13 protein-coding genes are annotated in these 18038 nt (G+C 71.8%); 9 read left to right on the top strand and 4 right to left on the bottom strand.

What is annotated here, in order from left to right; all coding sequences use genetic code 11:
* Positions 1-81: 81 nt before the first annotated feature.
* The 4 genes from H4687_RS12555 to H4687_RS12540 all read right to left on the bottom strand — a co-directional run bounded on the left by H4687_RS12555 (position 82) and on the right by H4687_RS12540 (position 5833).
* Positions 82-2610 (bottom strand): transglutaminase TgpA family protein, encoded by a 2529-nt coding sequence (locus H4687_RS12555; RefSeq protein WP_046913832.1) that lies wholly within the window; start codon positions 2608-2610, stop codon positions 82-84.
* A complete protein-coding gene (locus H4687_RS12550; RefSeq protein WP_046913831.1) occupies positions 2607-3965 on the bottom strand; it encodes a DUF58 domain-containing protein in 1359 nt (452 codons plus the stop codon). Before H4687_RS12550 ends, H4687_RS12555 begins: the two co-directional genes overlap by 4 nt.
* Complete coding sequence (locus H4687_RS12545; RefSeq protein WP_046913830.1) at positions 3962-5002, bottom strand: AAA family ATPase; 1041 nt, start codon at positions 5000-5002, stop codon at positions 3962-3964. The genes H4687_RS12550 and H4687_RS12545 overlap by 4 nt, the downstream gene beginning before the upstream one ends.
* 285 nt (positions 5003-5287) lie before the next feature.
* Positions 5288-5833: a beta-class carbonic anhydrase gene (locus H4687_RS12540; protein ID WP_005478235.1), complete on the bottom strand. Its 546-nt coding sequence runs from the start codon at positions 5831-5833 to the stop codon at positions 5288-5290.
* A 327-nt stretch (positions 5834-6160) separates the two neighbouring features.
* Here H4687_RS12540 and rsmH point away from each other — a divergent pair, with 327 nt between their 5' ends.
* From rsmH to murG, 9 genes are all read left to right on the top strand, one after another.
* Positions 6161-7117 (top strand): 16S rRNA (cytosine(1402)-N(4))-methyltransferase RsmH, encoded by a 957-nt coding sequence (gene rsmH / locus H4687_RS12535; protein ID WP_046913829.1) that lies wholly within the window; start codon positions 6161-6163, stop codon positions 7115-7117.
* Positions 7118-7265: 148 nt separating this feature from the next.
* Positions 7266-7862 carry a hypothetical protein gene (locus tag H4687_RS12530; RefSeq protein WP_050399086.1) on the top strand — a complete coding sequence of 199 codons (597 nt, stop codon included), beginning with the start codon at positions 7266-7268 and terminating at the stop codon, positions 7860-7862.
* Between the two features lie 191 nt (positions 7863-8053).
* Positions 8054-9835 (top strand): peptidoglycan D,D-transpeptidase FtsI family protein, encoded by a 1782-nt coding sequence (locus tag H4687_RS12525; RefSeq protein ID WP_046916053.1) that lies wholly within the window; start codon positions 8054-8056, stop codon positions 9833-9835.
* A 62-nt stretch (positions 9836-9897) separates the two neighbouring features.
* Positions 9898-11565 carry a UDP-N-acetylmuramoyl-L-alanyl-D-glutamate--2,6-diaminopimelate ligase gene (locus tag H4687_RS12520; protein ID WP_078907416.1) on the top strand — a complete coding sequence of 556 codons (1668 nt, stop codon included), beginning with the start codon at positions 9898-9900 and terminating at the stop codon, positions 11563-11565.
* 4 nt (positions 11566-11569) lie between these two features.
* Positions 11570-12985 carry a UDP-N-acetylmuramoyl-tripeptide--D-alanyl-D-alanine ligase gene (locus tag H4687_RS12515; protein WP_046916051.1) on the top strand — a complete coding sequence of 472 codons (1416 nt, stop codon included), beginning with the start codon at positions 11570-11572 and terminating at the stop codon, positions 12983-12985.
* Positions 12982-14055, top strand: a complete 1074-nt coding sequence (gene mraY, locus H4687_RS12510; protein ID WP_005478222.1) for a phospho-N-acetylmuramoyl-pentapeptide-transferase — start codon at positions 12982-12984, stop codon at positions 14053-14055. Before H4687_RS12515 ends, mraY begins: the two co-directional genes overlap by 4 nt.
* Positions 14037-15464, top strand: coding sequence for a UDP-N-acetylmuramoyl-L-alanine--D-glutamate ligase (gene murD, locus H4687_RS12505; protein WP_046916049.1), 1428 nt, complete (start codon positions 14037-14039; stop codon positions 15462-15464). Before mraY ends, murD begins: the two co-directional genes overlap by 19 nt.
* Positions 15465-15552: 88 nt before the next feature.
* On the top strand, positions 15553-16902 hold the full coding sequence (gene ftsW, locus H4687_RS12500) for a putative lipid II flippase FtsW (RefSeq protein ID WP_046916048.1): 1350 nt from the start codon (positions 15553-15555) through the stop codon (positions 16900-16902).
* A 6-nt stretch (positions 16903-16908) separates the two neighbouring features.
* Positions 16909-18006, top strand: coding sequence for an undecaprenyldiphospho-muramoylpentapeptide beta-N-acetylglucosaminyltransferase (murG, locus tag H4687_RS12495; RefSeq protein WP_046916047.1), 1098 nt, complete (start codon positions 16909-16911; stop codon positions 18004-18006).
* The last annotated feature ends 32 nt before the right edge of the window (positions 18007-18038 follow it).

The raw sequence follows: 18038 nt of genomic DNA, 5'->3' as shown, positions 1-18038 counted from the left end.
CACACACATCTGCCCCCTCCCGGCGAACCCGGGAGGGGGCAGATGTGCGCGGAGCCGTCGGCAGCAGCCGGCCGCCGGCCGCTAGCCGGGCCGGCCGGGCGAGGGGCGTCTCCAGGGCGGGCGTGGCGTCGGGACGCGGGCCAGCAGCTCCTCCAGGGCGTTCGTCCAGCGGGCGGAGAGGGACCAGACCACCCGAATGGTCGAACGCGGCAGCAGCAGTGCCCGCAGCTTCGTCCCGCGGTCGGCGTGCTTGCGCAGGCCGGCCCCGACCTGGTGCGCGTCCCGGGCCAGACCCGCCGGGACCTGCGGACGCGGGGCGAAGAGGACCTGTTCCACCGCAGCCGCCACCCGGTGCACCGCGTCCGCGGCCGACGGTTCGAGCTCCCCGATCCGCACGATCCGCGCGGCGGCCTTGCGAGGCGTCAGCGACTCGTCCGGCGTGATCCCGTAGTCCCAGGCCGTGTCGGTCACCTCCTGCCAGGTGGCCAGCGCATGGGCCGCGGCGGCCTCCGAACGGCCGAACCCGCCGGCTCTGCCCGCCGGGGCCGGCGAGCCCTGTGGTCCGCCCGCCTCCTCGGTCACGTCCCGGGCGGCGGCGGGCCCACGGCCACCCTTCGGCACCGCGCCGTCATGCGCGCCCAGCCGCACGGACCGGACCCGCAGCCGCCACAGCATCGGCAGCAACGGGATCGCCAGCAGCAGGAGAGCACCCGGCAGGATCAACAGGGTCCAGGGCGAGAAGAACAGCAGCCCCCACAGCGAACGCTCCTCGTCGTCCGTGTCCGCCACGGCCGCCGCGGACTCGCTCGCGCAGGCCCCCAGCTTCACCTCCTGCGGGGTGCAGCTCTCGCTCGCCGACGGCACGGCCGACGGCGCCGTGGACGCCGACTGCGAGGGCCGGGGCACGTCGGGCAGACCGCCGGTGCCGGAGTCCTCCGGCACCGTGTACGGAGGAGTCGAGCCCCGGTTGGGGGTCGGCTCGAAGCGGGTCCAGCCCACACCCTCGAAGTACAGCTCCGGCCAGGCGTGCGCGTCGCGCAGGCCCACCGACATCGTGCCGTTCGTCTGCGGGGTGCCGGGCGTGAAGCCCACGGCCACCCGGGCAGGTATGCCCAGCGTGCGGGCCATCGACGCCATCGCGAAGGAGAAGTGGACGCAGAAGCCCTCCTTGTCCTGGAGGAACCGGGCGATCGCGCGCGCCCCCGTCCCGGAACGCACCTCGGTGTCGTACGTGAACTCGCCGCTGAACGCGAACCAGTCCTGCAGCTTCACCGCGCGCTCGTAGTCGTTCGTCGCGCCCTTGGTGACGTCCAGCGCGGTCTTCGCCACCACCGGCGGCAGCGAGGCCGGCACCTTGGTGTACTCCCGCCGCAGGGACGGGGGCGGCTCCGGCGCCGAGGCCAGCTGCTCCGCCGTGGGCTGCACGATCAGGCTCTCGACCTTGTACTGCGCGCCCTTGGTGTTCTGGCCGTGGTCACCGACGAGCGTGCGTCCCACGGGCTCGTACCGCCAGTCGCCGTCGATGTCGACGCCGGTGACCGGGTACGGCATCGGCAGCCAGTTCTGTTCGTAGTCCTGCGCCGCGACGATCCGGGTCTCGATCGAGGTCCGCTTCACGTCGGAGGCGAGGCCGATGGGGGTGCCGAACTCCTCCGGAACCCCGGTGATGGAGCGCTCGGTCGGCGTCCAGGAGGTGCCGTCGAACCTGTCCAGGGAGACGATCCGCAGATACATCTCCTGCATGTTGTCCGTGTTGGTGCGGTAGGACAGGACCTGGCGGTCCTCGTCCACGTTCAGGCTGCCGCTCAACGCCACCACGGGGTTCACCGCGGAGATCGTGCCGCCGCCGGAGCCCCCGCCGATGCCGGTGCCCGTGCCGCTCAGCAGTCCCCCGTCGAGGGAGGGCAGCCCGAGGGGCACCACCAGGGCGATGCCCAGCGCGACCGCGCCGATGCGCCGACCGGTACGGACCGGGGCCACCGCGCCGCCCGCGGACTCCGCGCGCGGGCCGTGGGGCGCGCCGCCGAAGACCCGGCCCCACTGGGAGAGCCGGTCGCGGCTCTCGGTCAGGAGCAGCAGCAGATAGCCGGCGGAGGCCAGCAGGAACCACAGCCACGCGGCGCCGTCGGAGAGTCCCGCCGCGACCGAGTACAGCGCGAGCAGCGGCAGGCCGGCCGGGGCCGCGCTGCGGAACGTCACCGCGAGCGCGTCGACCATGAGGCCTATCACCAGCACACCGCCGATGATCATCAGCTGGATGCCGTCGCTCAGCGGGGCCGGGATGGCGTACCGTCCGACGTCGTCGGCGCCTGCCCGCAGCAGCTCCGCGAACTGCTGGAAGGCCTGCGGACCGGGGACGATCCCGGCCACCGCCTGCTCCCGGGCGAAGACCAGCGTCAGCATCATCAGCGCGACCAGCGCCTGCGCGGCCACGGTCAGCGGCCGGGCCAGCGGGACCCGCCGGGTGAGCGCTCCCACGCCGGTCAGCACACCCAGCATCAGGGCGGCCTGGAAGATCCAGGTCGCCGGGTCGACCAGGGGCAGCAGGGCGCACGCCGCCATGACCGTCGCGGCCCAGGCGCACAGCGCCAGCCTCGCCCGCCCGCTCATGACCGTCCCTCCATACCGCTCCCGGACATCACACCGAGACGCTGTCGGTCCGCCTGCCGCCACAGGTCCGCCAGCGAGGCGCCGCGCGGAACGGTCAGCGCCGTCCAGCCCGCCTCGTGCAGCAGCCGCAGCGACTCCTCGCTCGCGCTCCCGGCACCGGGCACCTCGCCCGTGTCGGTCGTCCACACCTCACTGTCCAGCAGGAAGGCGACCGCCCCGCCGCCGCGCTGGCGCATCTTGCCGATCACCGTCGCCTGTTCCTCGTCGAGGTCGCCGAGGAACGCGATCAGCAGCCCTTCGTTGCCGCCGCGCAGCACGTCGTACGCGGGCGAGAGGCCCGATCCGTCGGAGTGGTCGATCACCGCGAGGGTGTCCATCATCAGTCCCGCCGCGTCGGCGGACTCCTGGCTGGCGCCCGCGAACCCGTCCGCGCCCTCGCCGGGCACCGAACTGCCGGTGTCCGTCAACAGCCGTACGGAGAAGCCCCGTTCGAGCATGTGGACCAGCATGGAGGCGGCGCCGGAGACGGCCCACTCGAAGGCCGAGTCCGGGCCCGCGCCGAGGAACGCCTCGGCCCGGGTGTCCAGCAGCACCGTGCAGCGGGCGCGCTGCGGCTGCTCCTCGCGGCGGACCATCAGCTCCCCGTAGCGCGCGGTCGAACGCCAGTGCACCCGGCGCAGGTCGTCGCCGTGCCGGTAGCCACGCGGGATCACGTCGTCCTCGCCGGCCAGCGCCAGTGAGCGCTGCCGGCCGTCGCCGTACCCCTTCGCCTCCCCGCCCAGCCGGACCGGCGACAGCGCCTCCACGCGCGGGACGACGGTCAGGGTGTCGTACGTGGAGAAGGACCGGGTCAGCTCGCACATGCCGAACGGGTCGGTCAGGCGTAGCTGGAGCGGACCCAGCGGATAACGGCCGCGCAGATCGGAACGGACGCGGTACGACACCTCGCGGCGGCCGCCCGCCTCCACCCGGTCCAGCACGAACCTCGGGCGCGGACCGAGCACGTAGGGCACCCGGTCCTGGAGCATCAGCAGCCCGGTGGGCAGCCGCGAGACGTTGTCCATCCGCAGATGGACGCGGGCCTCGCCGCCGGCCGGCACCCGCGCGGGGGAGAGCCGACGGCTGCCCGCGACCCGGTAACGGGTGCGGTACAGCACGGTCGTGCAGACCAGCGGCAGCACGGCCAGCAGCAGGCCCACCCGCAGCAGATCGCTCTGCCCGAGGACGTACGCGCAGATGGCCGCCGCGATGCCGGCGGCCAGGAACGAGCGCCCGCGCGTGGTGAGGCCGGCGAGGGCCGTGCGCAGCCCGCCCTTGTCCTGCTCCGGGGTGGGCGCCGGCCCGGGGGTGGTCATCCAAGCCTCCGCGGCGGCTGCTGCGGGTACGCGGGCGTGGCGTGGACCGAGCCGAAGCCGCTCTGCGCCTGGGGCGCCTGCGGTACCGGCGTGCGCTGCAGGATCTCCTGGACGACCTGCTCCGGCGTCCGGCGATTGAGCTGGGCCTGCGCGGTCGGCAGCAGCCGGTGGGCGAGGATGGCCACGGCCAGCGACTGGATGTCGTCCGGCAGGGCGTAGTCCCGGCCGTTCAGGGCGGCGGTCGCCCTCGCCGCGCGCAGCAGATGCAGGGTGGCGCGCGGCGAGGCGCCGAGTCTGAGATCCGGGTGACTACGGGTGGCGCCGACCAGGTCCACCGCGTACCGCCGGACCGTTTCCGCGACGTGCACGCCCCGGACCGCCTCGATCAGCTTCACGATCTCGTGCGCGTGCGCCACCGGCTGCATGTCCTCCAGCGGCGAGACGCCGCCGTGGACGTCGAGCATCCGCAGCTCGGCCTCCGGGCTGGGGTAGCCGACGGAGACGCGGGCCATGAAGCGGTCGCGCTGGGCCTCCGGCAGCGGGTAGGTGCCCTCCATCTCCACGGGGTTCTGCGTGGCCACCACCATGAAGGGGCTGGGCAGCTCGTACGTCGTGCCGTCGATCGTGACCTGGCGCTCCTCCAGCGACTCCAGCAGCGCGGACTGCGTTTTCGGCGAGGCGCGGTTGATCTCGTCGCCGATCACGATCTGCGAGAAGATCGCGCCCGGCTTGAACTCGAACTCCTTGCGCTGCTGATCCCAGATGGACACGCCCGTGATGTCCGACGGCAGCAGGTCCGGCGTGAACTGGATACGCCGCACCGAGCAGTCGATGGACCGCGCCAGTGCCTTGGCCAGCATGGTCTTGCCGACGCCGGGCACATCCTCGATCAGAAGATGCCCCTCGGCGAGCAGCACTGTCAGCGAAAGCCGTACGACCTCAGGCTTGCCCTCGATCACTCCTTCGACCGAACTGCGGACTCGCTCCACAGTGCTGGTCAGATCAGTGAGGCTCGCTCGATCGTCATAGGTCGTCACCCGGCCCTCCTCGGCCCGTTCTTTCTCCGGGCCGTCGCTCTGCGATGCGGACCGGCCCACCCCGAAACACGGACACCACGCGGAAACTGCTCAGCGTGACGTCACATCCGCATTCTTGCTGCCGTTACCAATCCGTGTCACTCGCCTGTGGATAACGGTCTGCGATATGTCGGATTTGTGGTCTTTTGTGGGTCGAGATGCCAGCAGATTGACAGGAAACCGGGGCTGCGCGCGACCTCCCTCAGGCGGTAGGAGAGGGGTCACGCGCAGCCCGGCTCGACGGGCTCAGGCGGGGTCGACCTCCCGCAGCAGGCCCGTCGTCACGTCGAAGACGAAGCCGCGCACGTCGTCGGAGTGCAACAGGAACGGGTTGGTGCGCACCCGCTGCATGGACTGCCGTACGTCCTGGTCCACGTCCCGGAAGGACTCCACCGCCCAGGCCGGCCGCTGCCCGACCTCCGTCTCCAGCTCGTTCCGGAAGTCCTCGGTGAGGGACTCCAGTCCGCAGCCGGTGTGATGGATGAGGACCACGCTGCGGGTGCCGAGCTTGCGCTGGCTGATGGTGAGCGAGCGGATCACGTCGTCGGTGACCACGCCGCCCGCGTTGCGGATGGTGTGACAGTCGCCCAGCTCCAGGCCGAGCGCGTCGTGCAGGTCGAGGCGGGCGTCCATACAGGCCACCACCGCGACGCGCAGAACGGGGCGGGCGTCCATCCCGGGGTCGGTGAACGCGGCGGCGTACCGCTGGTTCGCCTCGACGAGACGGTCGGTGACGGTGCCGTCGGATATGGCGCCTTCGGGGCCGGTGGGAATTGCTGCGGAGGTCGTCATAACCATGACGGTACTGGTCACGAGCGCCGGAGGCGCTCTGTGAGAGAGGACAAAGAACGTCATCGAGGCTTGTTGTGAGGTAACCCACAGGAGTGGCCGGATCTCGACCGTACAGGTGATTTCTCCGGCATCGCCGGTTCACCCGCAGGAGGTGCCGCGACGCGCAGGCCGGTTGATTGACCGCGATATGCCGTGGACTAGAGTGACGCGGAGCGGGAGGCGAGGCCCCCTGCTGGACTCGAATCCCCAGGAGAACCGGCGACAGCCCGGCGTCTCCCCGCGTGCGCGGCGCGTACGTGCGGCTCGCGCCGGACCTGAGAGGGCCCCTTGAGCAACAGCCGCCACGTCCCCGTCATGCTCCAGCGCTGCCTGGACATGCTGGCCCCGGCCCTCACGGAGCCCGGCGCGGTGGTGGTCGACTGCACGCTCGGCCTCGGCGGCCACAGCGAGGCGCTCCTCACCCGGTTCCCCGAGGCGCGGCTCGTCGCCCTCGACCGCGACAAGGAGGCCCTGCGCCTCTCCGGTGAACGGCTCGCCCCCTTCGGCGAGCGCGCCACCCTCGTGCACGCCGTCTACGACGAACTCCCCGACGTGCTGGACCGCCTGGGTCTGCCGCGCGTCCAGGGCGTCCTGTTCGACCTGGGCGTCTCCTCCATGCAGCTCGACGAGGCCGACCGGGGCTTCGCGTACGCCCAGGACGCCCCCCTGGACATGCGGATGGACCAGACGACCGGCATCGGCGCGGCCGAGGTCCTCAACACCTACCCGGCGGGCGAGCTCGTCCGGATCCTCCGGGCGTACGGCGAGGAGAAGCAGGCCAAGCGGATCGTCTCCGCGATCGTGCGCGAGCGCGACAAGGAGCCCTTCACCAACAGCGCCCGCCTCGTCGAACTGATCCGCGACTCCCTGCCGCAGGCGGCCAAGCGCACCGGCGGCAACCCCGCCAAGCGCACCTTCCAGGCCCTGCGCATCGAGGTCAACGGCGAACTGACCGTCCTGGAGCGGGCGATCCCCGCCGCCGTGCGGGCCCTCGCCGTCGGCGGCCGGATCGCCGTGCTGTCCTACCACTCGCTGGAGGACCGCCTCGTCAAGCAGGTGCTCGCCGCCGGCGCCGCCATCACCGCGCCCCCCGGGCTGCCCGTGGTCCCCGAGCGCTACCAGCCGAGGCTCAAGCTCCTCACCCGTGGTGCCGAACTTCCCACCGAGGAAGAGGTCGCCGAGAACCGGCGCGCCGCCCCCGCGCGTCTGCGCGGGGCGGAACGCGTGCGAGAAGACATTGAGTGAGGCGCGTGAGGCGCGTGAGGCGCGTGAGCCGCATGAGGCCTACGAGGCGGCCGTACACGGTGCGTGAAGGGTGACGGTGAGTGAGTCCGAGAAGCGAACTCGCGGGGACGGTGAGTGAGTCCGGAAGCCGAACGCACAGGGAGGACGCGTGAGCAGGAAACCCGAACTGAGAGGCCGGGCCGCCCGTCTCGCGCGGCTCCTGCCCGTGCGGCCCAAGGGTGCCGCACGCACCCCGTTCGTCCTCCTCGTCGTCCTGCTGCTGGGCGGCGGCCTCATCGGACTCCTCGTGCTGAACTCCGCCCTCAGTGAAGGGTCGTTCAAGCTCGACGACCTCCAGGACGACGTCAAGAGCTACACCGACGAGGAACAGGCGCTCCAGCGCGACGTGGACGCCTACTCCGCGCCCGACGCCCTCCAGCGCCGCGCCCGCGAACTGGGCATGGTCCCCGGCGGGGACCCGGCCTTCCTGAACCCCGACGGCACGGTCATGGGCGTACCGAGCGCGGCCCAGCAGTCCGTGGCCCGTATGCCGCTCGTCCTCGCGCCCGAGATCCTGGACCCCGGCCCGCCCGCGAGCCCGGCCCCCACTCCCAGCACCACCGCGAGCCCCACGCCCCCGGCCTCCGCCACGCCGTCGCGGCAGCCCGCGCGGACCCCGGCGTCCGTGGACACCCCCACCCCGGCCCCCACGCCCACCAGCGCGTCCCCACAGTCCACCCAGCTCCCGACGAACCCCGGCAGGTGACGGAAGTGGCCGATTCAGGCAGGCAGCCCCCCCGCCGCCGCGTACCCGGGCCCGCCCGGCCCCCGCGCCCGGGCGGCCGGCAGCACCGGCCGGGCCCCGGCGCCCGGCCCGCCGCGCAGCGCCGCCCGGCCTCGCCCCGGCAGCCGGCCGCGCGCACCATCCGGCTGGGCAGCCCGCGGCCGAGGCTGCGCATGGTCAGCCTCGCGCTGACCCTGGTGATGATCGCCTTCGTCGTACGGCTCCTTCAGGTGCAGGCCGTCGACGCGAGCGAGTACGCCTCCAAGGCCGACCGGAACCGTTACGTCGGCCGGGTGCTGTCCGCAGAGCGTGGCGGGATCACCGACAGGAACGGCGTCGCCCTGGCGATCAGCGCCGACGCCAACGACATCACCGCCGACCCGACGATGTTCACGCGCGAGCAGCTGAGGGTCGACGACGGACCGGAGCAGGCGGCCGCCCTCCTCGCGCCGATCCTCGGCGCGGACCAGGAGACCCTCACCGAGAAACTGCGCACCAGGAACACCCGCTACGTCGTCCTCGCCCGCCGCCAGACCCCCCAGGTCTGGAACCAGATCCGCGACCTGAAGTCCGCGCTCGTCCAGCGGTCCGGCGACGAGAAGGGCACGGTCAACGTCCTGGCCGGCGTCTTCCAGGAGCCCAGCAGCAAGCGCGTGTACCCCAACGGCGGTCTCGCCGCCGGGATACTGGGCTGGGTCAACGCCGAGGGCAGGGGCGGCGGCGGCATCGAGCAGCAGTGGAACAGCCGTCTGTCGGGCAAGGACGGCAAGATCCGCTACGCCCAGTCCGGCGGCCGTCTGGTGCCCACCGCGGGCTCCACCGAGACCCCCGCCGTGGCCGGCTCCGACGTCGAGCTGACCATCGACCGTGACATCCAGTGGGCCGCGCAGAACGCCATCACCGAGCAGGTGAAGGAGTCCAAGGCCGACCGCGGGTACGTGATAGTGCAGGACACCCGCACCGGCGAGATCCTCGCCATGGCCAACTCGCCCGGCTTCGACCCCAACGACCTCACGAAGGCGAACCCGGACGCGCTGGGCAACGCGGCCCTCCAGGACGCCTTCGAGCCCGGCTCCACCGCCAAGGTCATGTCGATGGCCGCCGTACTGGAGGAGAACGTCGCCACACCGGACACCCACGTCACCGTGCCCAACCGGCTGCACCGCGGCGACCGCCTGTTCAAGGACGACATCGACCACCCGACCTGGTACCTGACGCTCAACGGCGTCCTCGCCAAGTCCAGCAACATCGGCACCATCCTCGCCACCGGCGAACTCGGCCGGAACCAGCGCGAGTCCAACCGGATCCTCCACTCCTACCTGCGCAAGTTCGGCATCGGCAGCTACACCGGCCTCGGCTTCCCGGGCGAGACCAAGGGCATCCTCGCCGCGCCCGGCGACTGGTCGACCTCGCAGCAGTACACGATCCCTTTCGGCCAGGGCGTGTCGATAAACGCCATGCAGGCGGCCTCCGTCTACTCGACGATCGCCAACGGCGGCGTACGCGTCGAACCGACCCTCGTACGAGGCACCAAGGGACCGGACGGCCGCTTCACCCCCGCTCCCGAGCCCGAGAAGAACCGGGTCGTGAGCGAGAAGACGGCGAAGGCCCTCGCCCGGATGCTGGAGTCCGTCGTGGACGACGAGGAGGGCACCGGCACCAAGGCGCGCATCCCCGGCTACCGGGTCGCGGGCAAGACGGGTACGGCCAACCGTGTGGATCCGGCCACCGGCCGCTACCGCGGCTACACCTCGTCCTTCGCCGGCTTCGCGCCCGCCGACAAGCCGAGGATCACCGTCTACTGCGCGATCCAGAACGCCACCAAGGGCAACTACTTCGGCGGCCAGATCTGCGGACCCATCTACAAGGAGGTCATGGAGTTCGCCCTGAAGACCCTCCAGGTCCCGCCCACCGGGGCGAAGCCGGCGAACCTGCCGGTCGCCTTCACGCCCTGACTCGCCGCCTGACCACGTCCTGATCCACCCGCTGATCAGCGCAACCAGCCAGGAACCGACTCGTGACCATGATCACTCCCGACCCCGGGAACCACACCTCCGAGCCCCGCTCGCACAAACCCTCGCTTCGCTCCCGCGGGGGTGGGCCCGGTACGCTCACCGCCGTGCCACACGCTGATCAGTCCCAAACCACCCAGAAGGACGTTCCCGTGACATATCCGGGACCGCCCAGGCCGCTCCAGGTCTCCGCCACATCCCTCGCGGACCTCGCCGGCCAGGTGGGTGCCGAGCAGCCGGGGAGCGCCGCGGAGGTCACGGGCATCACCCACGACTCGCGGGCCGTCCGTCCCGGCGACCTGTACGCCGCCCTGCCGGGCGCCCGTCTGCACGGCGCCGACTTCGCGGACCAGGCGGCCGGCCTCGGCGCCGTCGCCGTGCTCACCGACCCGAGCGGCGCCGAGCGCGCCGCCGCCGCCGGACTCCCCGCGCTCGTCGTGGAGAACCCGCGCGCGCGGATGGGCGAGCTGGCGGCCACGATCTACGGCCGGCCGGGCCGCGACCTGCTCCAGATCGGCATCACCGGCACGTCCGGCAAGACCACCACCGCGTACCTCGTCGAGGGCGGTCTGCAGGCCGTGCGCTCCACGGGGCTCATCGGCACGGTCGAGACGCGCATCGGCGACGAGCGCATCAAGTCCGAGCGGACCACCCCCGAGGCCACCGACCTCCAGGCCCTGTTCGCGGTCATGCGCGAACGCGGCGTCGACTCGGTCGTCATGGAGGTGTCCAGCCACGCCCTGGTCCTCGGCCGGGTCGACGGCTGCGTCTTCGACGTGGCGGTCTTCAACAACCTCAGCCCGGAGCACATGGAGTTCCACTCCGACATGGAGGACTACTTCCGGGCCAAGGCACAGCTGTTCACCCCGGAACGCAGCCGGCTCGGCGTCGTCAACCTCGACGACGAGTACGGCCGCCGGCTCGTCGACGAGGCCACGGTCCCCGTCGTCACCTTCTCCGCCGAGGGGCACCCGGACGCCGACTGGCGCGCCGAGGGCGTCCGGATCGGCCCCATGGACTCGACGTTCACGGTGGTCGGGCCCAAGGGCGAGCGGATCACCGCCAGGTCCCCGCTGCCGGGCTCCTTCAACGTCGCCAACACCCTGGCGGCCGTCGCCGCGCTGGCCGTCGCCGGGATCGACCCGCAGACCGCCGCGGACGGTGTCGCCGCCGTACCGGGCGTGCCGGGCCGGCTGGAGCGCGTGGACGCCGGGCAGCCCTACCTCGCGGTCGTCGACTACGCCCACAAGACGGACGCGGTCGAGTCGGTCCTCAAGGCGCTGCGCAAGGTCACCGAGGGCAGCCTGCACATCGTGCTCGGCTGCGGCGGCGACCGGGACACGACCAAGCGCGCGCCGATGGGCGCCGCCATGGCCCGGCTCTCCGACACGGCCGTACTGACCTCCGACAACCCCCGCTCCGAGGACCCCCTCGCGATCCTCGCGACCATGCTCCAGGGCGCGGCGTCCGTGCCGGCGCACGAGCGCGGCGAGGTCCTCCTGTTCGAGGACCGGGCCGCCGCGATCGCCGCGGCGGTGGCCCGCGCGCGGCCGGGCGACACCGTGCTGGTCGCGGGCAAGGGTCACGAGCAGGGCCAGGACATCGCCGGCGTGGTACGTCCCTTCGACGACCGCCAGGTGCTTCGCGAAGCTATCCAGCAGACCCAGGGATGAACTTGTGATCGCCCTCTCTCTCGCCGAGATCGCAGAAGTCGTCGGCGGGCAGACGCACGACATACCGGATCCGTCGGCGCTGGTCACCGGACCGGTCGTCCGGGACTCCCGTGAGGTGGTTCCCGGCAGCCTCTTCGTCGCCTTCGCGGGCGAGCGCGTGGACGGACACGACTTCGCGGCCGCGGTCGTCGAGGCGGGTGCGGCAGCGGTGCTGGCGTCCCGTCCCGTCGGCGTGCCCGCGATCGTGGTGCCCGACGTCCAGGCGTCGCTCGGCGCCCTCGCCCGGCACGTCGTCCGCAAGCTCGGCACGACCCTCGTGGCCCTCACCGGCTCCGCGGGCAAGACCAGCACCAAGGACCTCGTCGCCCAGGTGCTCCAGCGCAAGGCGCCGACCGTGTTCACGCCCGGCTCCCTCAACAACGAGATCGGGCTGCCCCTCACCGCGCTCAGCGCCACCGAGGAGACCCGTTTCCTGGTGCTGGAGATGGGCGCCCGGGGCATCGGCCACATCCGGTACCTCACCGACCTGACCCCGCCGAGGATCGGCCTCGTCCTGAACGTCGGCACCGCCCACATCGGCGAGTTCGGCGGCCGCGAACAGATCGCGCAGGCCAAGGGCGAGCTGGTGGAGGCCCTGCCGTCCGCGCAGGAGGGCGGCGTGGCGATCCTCAACGCCGACGACCCCCTCGTGCGGGCCATGGCGTCCCGTACGAAGGCCCGGGTGATCCTCTTCGGAGAGTCCGGCGAAGCGGACGTACGCGCCGAGAACGTGACGCTCACGGACGCCGGACAGCCCGCCTTCAGGCTTCACACACCCTCCGGTGCAAGCGATGTGACCATGCGCCTGTACGGTGAGCACCACGTGTCGAACGCGCTCGCCGCGGCCGCCGTCGCCCATGAGCTGGGCATGTCCGCAGACGAGATCGCCACCGCGCTCTCCGAGGCGGGCTCCCTCTCCCGCTGGCGCATGGAGGTCACCGAGCGCCCGGACGGCGTGACGGTCGTCAACGACGCCTACAACGCGAACCCCGAGTCCATGAGGGCCGCTCTGCGCGCCCTCGCAGCCATGGGCAAGGGGCGGCGGACCTGGGCGGTGCTCGGCAAGATGGCCGAGCTCGGGGACGAATCGCTCGCCGAGCACGACGCGGTCGGACGGCTCGCCGTCCGGCTCAATGTCGGCAAGCTCGTCGCGGTCGGGGGCAGGGAAGCGTCCTGGCTGCAACTGGGCGCATATAACGAGGGTTCGTGGGGTGAGGAGTCGGTGCACGTGTCCGACGCACAGGCGGCGATCGACCTGTTGCGCAGTCAGTTGCGCCCGGGGGACGTCGTGCTCGTGAAGGCGTCCCGGTCGGTCGGGCTCGAGAGCGTGGCGCAGGCGCTGCTCGACAGCGGCAACGAGGGTGAGGTCGCCGCCCGATGATGAATCAGATCCTGTTCGCAGGAGTCATTGGCCTCTTCCTGACCCTGGTCGGCACGCCGCTGCTGATCAAGCTGCTGGCCCGCAAGGGCTACGGCCAGTACATCCGCGACGACGGCCCGCGCGAGCACGCCAGCAAGCGCGGTACGCCGACCATGGGTGGTATCGCCTTCATCCTGGCGACGGTCGTCGCGTACTTCCTCGCCAAGGTGATCTCGGGACAGCCGCCGACCTTCTCCGGTCTGCTGGTGCTCGGCCTGATGGCGGGCATGGGTCTCGTCGGCTTCCTCGACGACTACATCAAGATCGTCAAGCGCCGTTCGCTCGGTCTGCGGGCCAAGGCGAAGATGGCCGGCCAGCTGATCGTCGGCATCGGCTTCGCGGTCCTGGCGCTGCAGTTCCCGGACGCCCGCGACCAGACGCCGGCCTCCACGAAGATCTCCTTCGTCCAGGACTTCGGCTGGACCATCGGCCCGGTGCTGTTCGTCATCTGGGCACTGTTCATGATCCTCGCCATGTCGAACGGCGTGAACCTGACCGACGGTCTGGACGGCCTCGCCACCGGCGCCTCCGTCCTCGTCTTCGGCGCGTACACCTTCATCGGCGTCTGGCAGTTCCAGGAGTCCTGCGCCAACACGCAGACCCTGACCAACCCCTCCGCCTGCTACGAGGTACGAGATCCGCTCGACCTGGCGATCGTGGCCTCCGCGCTGATGGGCGCCTGCCTGGGCTTCCTGTGGTGGAACACCTCGCCCGCGAAGATCTTCATGGGCGACACCGGTTCGCTGGCCCTCGGCGGCGCGCTCGCCGGTCTCGCGATCTGCTCGCGCACCGAGCTGCTGCTCGCGCTCCTCGGCGGTCTGTTCGTCCTCATCACGATGTCGGTCGTCATCCAGGTCGGCTCCTTCAAGCTGACCGGCAAGCGGGTCTTCCGCATGGCCCCGCTCCAGCACCACTTCGAGCTCAAGGGCTGGTCCGAGGTCCTTGTCGTGGTCCGTTTCTGGATCATCCAGGGCATCTGTGTGATCGTCGGACTGGGCCTCTTCTACGCGGGATGGGCGGCCGACAAGTGACCGACTGGCAGGGCAAGCGCGTCACCGTCGCCGGGCTCGGCGTCTCGGGCATCCCGGCGGCCAAGGTCCTGCACGGCCTCGGCGCGGCCGTCACCGTCGTCAACGACGGCGACGACGAACGCGCCCGTGCCCAGGCGGCCGACCTGGAGGCGCTCGGCATCACCGTGCGCCTCGGCGACGGCGCCACCCTGCCCGAGGGCACCGAACTCGTCGTCACCGCCCCCGGCTGGAAGCCCGACAAGCCGCTGTTCGACGCGGCCCGCGCGGCCGGCCTGGAGATCTGGGGCGACGTCGAGCTGGCCTGGCGGCTCCGGGGGCCCGACGCAGCCCCCTGGCTGGCCGTCACGGGCACCAACGGCAAGACCACCACCGTCCAGATGCTCGCCTCCATCCTGGAGGCCGCGGGCCTGCGCACGGCCGCCGTCGGGAACATCGGGGTCTCGCTGCTGGACGTGGTCCTCGGCGACGAGCCCTACGACGTCCTGGCCGTCGAGCTGTCCAGCTACCAGCTCCACTGGGCGCCCTCGCTGCGCGCCCACTCCGCCGCCGTCCTCAACCTCGCCCCCGACCACCTCGACTGGCACGGCTCCATGGAGGCGTACGCCGCCGACAAGGGCCGCGTCTACGAGGGCAACCGGGTCGCCTGCGTCTACAACCTGGCCGACAAGGCGACCGAGGATCTGGTGCGCGAGGCGGACGTCGAGGAGGGCTGCCGGGCCGTCGGGTTCACGCTCGGCACCCCGGGGCCGTCCCAACTGGGCGTCGTCGACGGCATCCTGGTCGACCGCGCCTTCGTCGAGAACCGGCAGAAGAACGCCCAGGAACTCGCCGAGGTCTCGGACGTGAACCCGCCGGCCCCCCACAACATCGCCAACGCCCTCGCCGCGGCCGCCCTCGCCCGCGCCTACGGGGTGCCCGCCGCGGCCGTACGGGACGGCCTGCGGGCCTTCACGCCGGACGCGCACCGCATCGCGCACGTGGCCGACGTGGACGGCGTCGCGTACATCGACGACTCCAAGGCCACCAACACGCACGCGGCGCAGGCCTCGTTGGCCGCCTACGAGTCGATCGTGTGGATCGCGGGCGGACTCGCCAAGGGCGCGACCTTCGACGAACTCGTCGCCGGTGCGGCCGGGCGGCTGCGGGGCGCCGTGCTGATCGGCGCGGACCGCGCGCTGATCCGGGAAGCGCTCGCGCGACACGCGCCCGAAGTGCCGGTGGTCGACCTCGACCGGACCGACACTGGGGCGATGCTCGCCGCCGTCCGCGAGGCGCGGACGCTGGCGCGGGCGGGCGACACCGTGCTCCTGGCGCCGGCCTGTGCGTCGATGGACATGTTCGTCAACTACAACAAGCGTGGGGAGGCGTTCGCGGAGGCTGTGCGCGAACTCTCCCCCGCGGACGGCTGACCCGGCCCGGCCTATCCTGGCGGCGCCGGGTGACCCTGGGAGGGACGCGTGACACGGATCCGTTCGGTCGGCGGCGAGGGCGCCCCCGATGCCCGGTAGCCGTACGAGCCGTGCGCCCCTCCAGCGCGTCACACGACGGCCGCCCGTCTCCCGGCCGCCGCGCGAGAACCCCGTGCGGCGGCTGCTCACCCGGGCACGCAAGGCCTGGGACCGGCCGCTGACCGCCTACTACCTGATCCTCGGCGGCAGCCTGCTGATCACCGTGCTGGGCCTGGTGATGGTCTACTCGGCCTCGCAGATCACGGCGCTGCAGAAGTCGCTGCCGGGGACCTTCTTCTTCCGCAAGCAGTTCCTCGCGGCCGCGATCGGCACCGCGCTGCTGCTCGCGGCCTCGCGGATGCCGGTCAAGCTGCACCGGGCGCTGGCCTACCCGCTGCTGGCCGGCTGTGTGTTCCTGATGGCCCTGGTTCAGGTGCCCGGAATAGGGCAGTCGATCAACGGCAACCAGAACTGGATCGCCATCGGCGGCTCCTTCCAGATCCAGCCCAGCGAGTTCGGCAAGCTGGCGCTGGTGCTCTGGGGCGCCGACCTGATGGCCCGCAAGGAGGACAAGCGGCTGCTGACCCAGTGGAAGCACATGCTCGTGCCGCTCGTGCCGGTGGCGTTCATGCTGCTCGGGCTGATCATGCTCGGCGGTGACATGGGCACCGCGATCATTCTCACGGCGATCCTGTTCGGCCTGCTGTGGCTGGCCGGGGCGCCGACGCGGCTGTTCGTGGGCGTGCTGTCCGTGGCCGGGCTCATCGGGTTCGTCCTGATCAGGACCAGCGAGAACCGTATGGCCCGCCTGGCCTGCATCGGAGCCACCGAACCCCGTACCGACGGCGCCGACTGCTGGCAGGCCGTGCACGGCATCTACGCGCTGGCCTCGGGCGGTATCTTCGGCTCGGGACTGGGCGCCAGTGTGGAAAAATGGGGCCAACTCCCGGAAGCGCACACCGACTTCATCTTCGCCGTCACCGGCGAGGAACTGGGCCTCGCGGGGACGCTGTCGGTGCTCGCCCTCTTCGCGGCTCTAGGCTATGCGGGTATCCGCGTGGCCGGACGCACGGAGGACCCCTTCGTCAGGTATGCCGCGGGAGGCGTGACCACCTGGATCACCGCTCAGGCAGTGATCAACATCGGTGCGGTGCTCGGTCTGCTGCCGATCGCCGGAGTCCCGCTCCCGCTGTTCTCCTACGGAGGGTCCGCCCTGCTGCCGACCATGTTCGCCATCGGGTTGCTGATCGCCTTCGCGCGCGACGAACCCGCGGCGCGGGCGGCGCTGGCCATGCGGCAACCCCGCTTTGGTAGAAAGCGTGGCGGCGGCCCTTCGGGGCCAGGGAGATGGAACACGATGCGACGGCGTGTCTCGGCACGTTCGTCCGGAGAGCGGTGAATTTCGGTGCATGTCGTACTCGCCGGTGGCGGAACCGCCGGTCACATCGAGCCCGCGCTCGCGCTCGCGGACGCCCTGCGCAGGCAGGACCCGACCGTGGGCATCACGGCCCTGGGCACGGAGCGCGGCCTCGAAACACGCCTCGTCCCCGAGCGCGGCTACGAACTCGCGCTGATCCCCGCCGTGCCGCTGCCGCGCAAGCCCACCCCCGAGCTGATCACCGTGCCCGGCCGGCTGCGCGGCACGATCAAGGCGACCGAGCAGATCCTGGAGCGCACCAAGGCCGACGCCGTCGTCGGCTTCGGCGGCTACGTCGCCCTGCCCGGCTATCTGGCCGCCAAGCGCCTCGGCGTGCCGATCATCGTCCACGAGGCCAACGCCCGCCCCGGCCTCGCCAACAAGATCGGCTCCCGGTACGCGGCCCAGGTCGCCGTCTCCACCCCGGACAGCAAGCTCCGTGACGCCCGCTACATCGGCATCCCGCTGCGCCGCGCCATCGCCACCCTCGACCGGGCCGCCGCCCGCCCCGAGGCCCGCGCGATGTTCGGCCTCGACCCGAACCTGCCGACCCTGCTGGTCTCCGGCGGCTCCCAGGGCGCCCGCCGCCTCAACGAGGTCGTCCAGCAGGTCGCGCCCTACCTCCAGCAGGCCGGGATCCAGATCCTGCACGCGGTCGGCCCGAAGAACGAACTGCCGCAGGTGCACCAGATGCCGGGGATGCCCCCGTACATCCCGGTACCGTACGTGGACCGGATGGACCTCGCGTACGCCGCGGCCGACATGATGCTCTGCCGCGCGGGCGCGATGACCGTCGCCGAACTCTCCGCCGTCGGGCTCCCGGCCGCCTACGTCCCGCTGCCCATCGGCAACGGCGAACAGCGACTGAACGCCCAGCCGGTGGTCAAGGCCGGCGGCGGACTGCTGGTCGACGACGCGGAGCTGACGCCCCAGTGGGTGCAGCAGAACGTCCTGCCCGTCCTCGCCGACCCGCACCGGCTCTACGAGATGTCCCGCGCGGCCAGCGAGTTCGGCCGCAGGGACGCCGACGACCTGCTCGTCGGGATGGTGTACGAGGCGATCGCCGCCAGGCGTGGACACCGCTAGGGAGCGGTTCGCCGGCTGAGGCGCCCGGAGGC

Origin of the sequence: Streptomyces stelliscabiei (assembly GCF_014873495.1) — a bacterium.
Lineage (GTDB): Bacteria > Actinomycetota > Actinomycetes > Streptomycetales > Streptomycetaceae > Streptomyces > Streptomyces bottropensis.
The sequence above is the reverse complement of the archived record's forward strand: the minus strand, read 5'-3'. Positions and strand labels throughout refer to the sequence as shown.